Here is a 3,645-nt window from a genome sequence, read left to right as displayed (position 1 = left end):
GTTCAAGGCCGAGGTCATCTGGCGCCAGCGGTCCTGGCCGAGCCTGGCCGCCGTCGAGTTGGCCACGCTGCGCTGGGTCGACTGGTTCAACAACCATCGCCCCTTCGGTCCCATCGGATACATCACACCGGCAGAAGCCGAGGCCGCATACTATGCCGCAAAAGAGCCATCTGCTATCGCGGCATCGCCCAAACGAAAATGCCTCCGCGAAACTCGGAGCGCTTCAGGTCGCCCCGTTCGGAACGGCTGAGCCATTCTCCCGTCCAGGCTGCGCAGTCGTGAGGTATGCAAGGCTCACCCTGAGGTTGGGATTGGCGTCCTGGAACGCGATCAGCCCCGACAGCGCCTTGCGGATCCCGTCGCTGCGCAGGGTCACCGACGCTCCGAACTCGTGCTTCGTCTGCGTCATGTCGAGCGCGTCACGGACTAGAACGGCGTAGTCCTCGGCGACCTCGATTAGCAACCGCGCATCGTCGCCCAGATGCGACCATTCGGTTGCCGCGCGGATTGCCTGAAAGAGGTGGCCGCCGAGGCTCGCGGCCGCCTGCCTTGCCAGCTGATCGCTGGGGATCCGCAACGGCTGTCGTGAGGCGGGAGGGTCCAAGGCGTGACTCATTGCGCGAGGATGAAGGAGGCCGAGGTCCGTGCAAAGCCCCGGAGCGTTGGAACAATCCTGAAATCAGATGCGTCTGACGGCCAGCCTATGCTAGAATAACGGGATGATCTACGAGCGTCGCGCGCTGCAGCGCCGCCTCAACGAGCTGCGCGGCGTCATCGGTGACGCCTTTGTCGATGGACTTGCCCGACGGCTCAACCGCGCCGGGAAGGACCGGGTCGCCGCGATGTGGGAAACCGTCGTCCTACACGCCCTGTCGAAATGCGGGACCTTGGAGAACGAGGCCGAACTCGCATCCGGCCGACGGCCAGACATCAAGCTAGCGACGCCTGACCTGCAGCTCATAGCGGACGTGACCTCGGTTTCGGACGAGGGCCTGGACAACGACAATCCGTACCACGAGCTGGGCGAACTTGTCGGGCGGGCCAAGGATAGGATGGGCCTTCCGCTCGGCGGCCTCGACATCAGGATCCGCTCCCGACACGAGAGAACGAAGCGTGGAACCAGGACTGTCCTCCTGCTGCCGCCGCGAAGGAAGCTGCAGAGTTTTGTGAACGAAACGATTGTGCCGCAGCTGCGCAAGCAGATGGAGGCCGGCGAGACGGTGCTCCGCGTAGAAATAGATGACGAGGACGTGGGCATCAACATCACGATCGATCCGCGAAAGGCACCCTACAGCTCTTACAGCATCGCCGCCTACGACGTCCCGAAAATCAAGGACCGGAACCCCCTATACGGCGCGCTGAAGGCAAAGGCTGATCAGCTGCGCAGTGCGGACGGCGTGACCGGCGTTATCGTCGGGGACGGCGATTGCACCGCCCTATCAAGTCGCTCCGGCAGCCGGGACGAGGTGTCCGCCGACCAGATCATCGACGAGTTCTTCCGGCAATACTCGTCGGTCGACTTCGTGCTGCTGCTAAGCGCGCGAGAGACCCAGCAGAGCGGGTGGGCACCGCTTCCGCCTGTCCGACAGAATGCCGCCCGGCTACGGGTCCGCGATAACTCCGCAGCCGCAAAGCAGTTGGACGCGCTGTTTAGATCAATGATGGAGCATCTGCCGAAGCCCGGCCGCTCCCCGGTAAATGGCGCGCTGCGGGCGCGAGAGGACGATTACGACCTTGGTCACCACGGAGGCTACTCTATGTCACGCTCGAAGGTCCGCATCGGCCTGCGCGAGTTCACGGAAATACTGGCTGGGCTAAGGACGCTCGAGGACAACGGCGCGAAAAATGTCGAGGCTGCACGAAAACTGCCGAGAGAGCCGAGTTCGGTGCAGGGTTACATCCTTCGCAACCTGATGGAGGGCCGGCTGCCCTCGTCCATCGATGTTGTTAAGACCGGCGAGGACGACAGCGGCGACTGGGTCGAGATCAACTTCGGCGACATCGATCCCGCGATCTCGCCGCTCACGTAGCACTTGCCGGAAGTCATCGCCGGGATGGGGATGGCCGCGCCGGATAATCGAGGGGTGTGAATGGCGACGATCGAGATCTACGCGAAGCCATCGAACCTCTACCGATTCAGGCCGCTTGGCTCGAAGCTGGACCAGGAGATAAGCGCGCTTCTCGGCGGCTACATCTTCTGTCCGCTCTTCTCCGAGATGAACGACCCCATGGAGGGCTCGCACCGCCTATCCCAGCGCTTCTCCGGTGGATCCCCGGGCAGCAAGCGGCAGGAGGCCGTCGACGACGCGCTCGCCACCACCGGGATCGCGTCGATGTCCGAGGTCTTGGACCACGAGCCGATGTGGGCGCACTACGCCGACCATTTCGGCGGGATGTGCGTGCAATACAACGTCAACGCCCTCCTGCGCGGGCTGGACGACACGGTCGCTATCACCAGGATGATCTACTCCGAGCTCGAGCCGATCCTGGCGATGGACCGCAGCACCCCCACCGAGAAGGCGCGTCACTGCCTGTCGAGCAAGACGGTGCGCTGGGCGAGCGAACGCGAATGGCGGATCTTCCGGGACGGGCGTGGCCAGGCGTCCTACGGCCGGACGGCCGCCGTCAGGAAGATCCTTCTGGGATCGCGCACAAGTCCAGCCGAACAGGGCAGGCTCGTCGAGGTGGGACAGCAGCTGCAGGTGCAGGTGTCGGTCATGAAGGTGGAAGCCTATTCCATGCAGTTCACCACGCTCTACCAGCCGCCCAAGAAGGAAGCGCGAAAGAGTTGACCTGACTGTCCGCGTCTTATGCCTGGGCAGCCGATAACTGACAGTCCGCTGTCGGCCCACTGCCGGCCGCGAAAGATCGTCTGAACGAGCGTCCGCTTTTGGGAAGCGATCGAGCCCGCCCCAATGTCCGCATCTGTAAAGGAAATCGGGCACCGGCAGGTGTACGATATCCTCCAAAGCAGGAAGCCGCGGGCCGCTGGCGATGATCTATGGGGAAAGCGGTTTTCGGGTGTTGTGCCGACGACGGCGATGGGCGACGGGATGCGCTCCAACGTGCGGGAATGTGGCAATCGGGTGCAGCGTGCGCGATGGATGTCGGACAGGACTGGCGGTCTGGGCGAGCGTGGATGTGACTGGCGATGTCGCCGGTGCGAGCGGCACGGACGCCGGATGCGGGGCGACCGCGTGGCGGGGGTAGGTCGGGCCGTGCCGGGTCACGACGCCTGCATCCCGGATAGAAGAGCGCGGTCCGGCGGTGCACGGGGCTGACACTGGCGTTCGAAGGTTTCGATGACGACCATGTGTCCGCCGCAGCACGGGCATGGTGGGCGGACGTCGTCCGGTTCGGGCGGTGTGTCGGGCGCCGCGGGCGGTGCGACCCCGAGCAGCCTCCGGGCGCGTTCAAGATGCGCCTTGCGGGTCGCGCCGGCGAGCAGGCCATAGTGGCGGATGCGGTGGAAGCCCTTGGGCAGGACGTGGAGCAGGAAGCGGCGGATGAACTCGTCGGCGGTCAACGTTATGACCTGCTGCCGGTCAGAGGTGGCTCGGTTTGTCTGCACAGGCTCGCGGCGTGAATAAGTGGATTGCCGCTGGTTGATCATGCCGCTGCGAGAAGCGGCTGTGCGAAGTATAT

General features: G+C 64.3%; 4 protein-coding genes and 1 pseudogene. 3 read left to right on the top strand and 2 right to left on the bottom strand.

Annotated features, from left to right (window positions below; all coding sequences use genetic code 11):
- A pseudogene (locus ABDV78_RS19510) lies at window positions 1-250 on the top strand (hypothetical protein); the annotation flags it as partial.
- Here the strand turns inward: ABDV78_RS19510 and ABDV78_RS19505 are convergent.
- Complete coding sequence (locus ABDV78_RS19505; protein ID WP_343529099.1) at window positions 224-577, bottom strand: hypothetical protein; 354 nt, start codon at window positions 575-577, stop codon at window positions 224-226. The pseudogene ABDV78_RS19510 and the gene ABDV78_RS19505 overlap by 27 nt on opposite strands.
- Window positions 578-719: 142 nt before the next feature.
- Between ABDV78_RS19505 and ABDV78_RS19500 the strand changes: the two genes are divergently transcribed.
- Both ABDV78_RS19500 and ABDV78_RS19495 read left to right on the top strand, forming a co-directional pair.
- On the top strand, window positions 720-2,030 hold the full coding sequence (locus ABDV78_RS19500) for a hypothetical protein (RefSeq protein WP_343529098.1): 1,311 nt from the start codon (window positions 720-722) through the stop codon (window positions 2,028-2,030).
- Window positions 2,031-2,090: 60 nt separating this feature from the next.
- Window positions 2,091-2,792 carry a DUF2971 domain-containing protein gene (locus ABDV78_RS19495; protein WP_343529097.1) on the top strand — a complete coding sequence of 234 codons (702 nt, stop codon included), beginning with the start codon at window positions 2,091-2,093 and terminating at the stop codon, window positions 2,790-2,792.
- A 434-nt stretch (window positions 2,793-3,226) separates the two neighbouring features.
- Here ABDV78_RS19495 and ABDV78_RS19490 read toward each other — a convergent pair.
- On the bottom strand, window positions 3,227-3,645 hold a 419-nt coding region (locus tag ABDV78_RS19490; RefSeq protein ID WP_343529096.1), incomplete at its 5' end, for a transposase.

The sequence above is a fragment of the Sphingomonas sp. genome (assembly GCF_039594485.1).
In the GTDB taxonomy this organism is placed as follows: Bacteria; Pseudomonadota; Alphaproteobacteria; order Sphingomonadales; family Sphingomonadaceae; genus Sphingomonas.
This window is presented reverse-complemented; position numbering and strand designations above follow the sequence as displayed.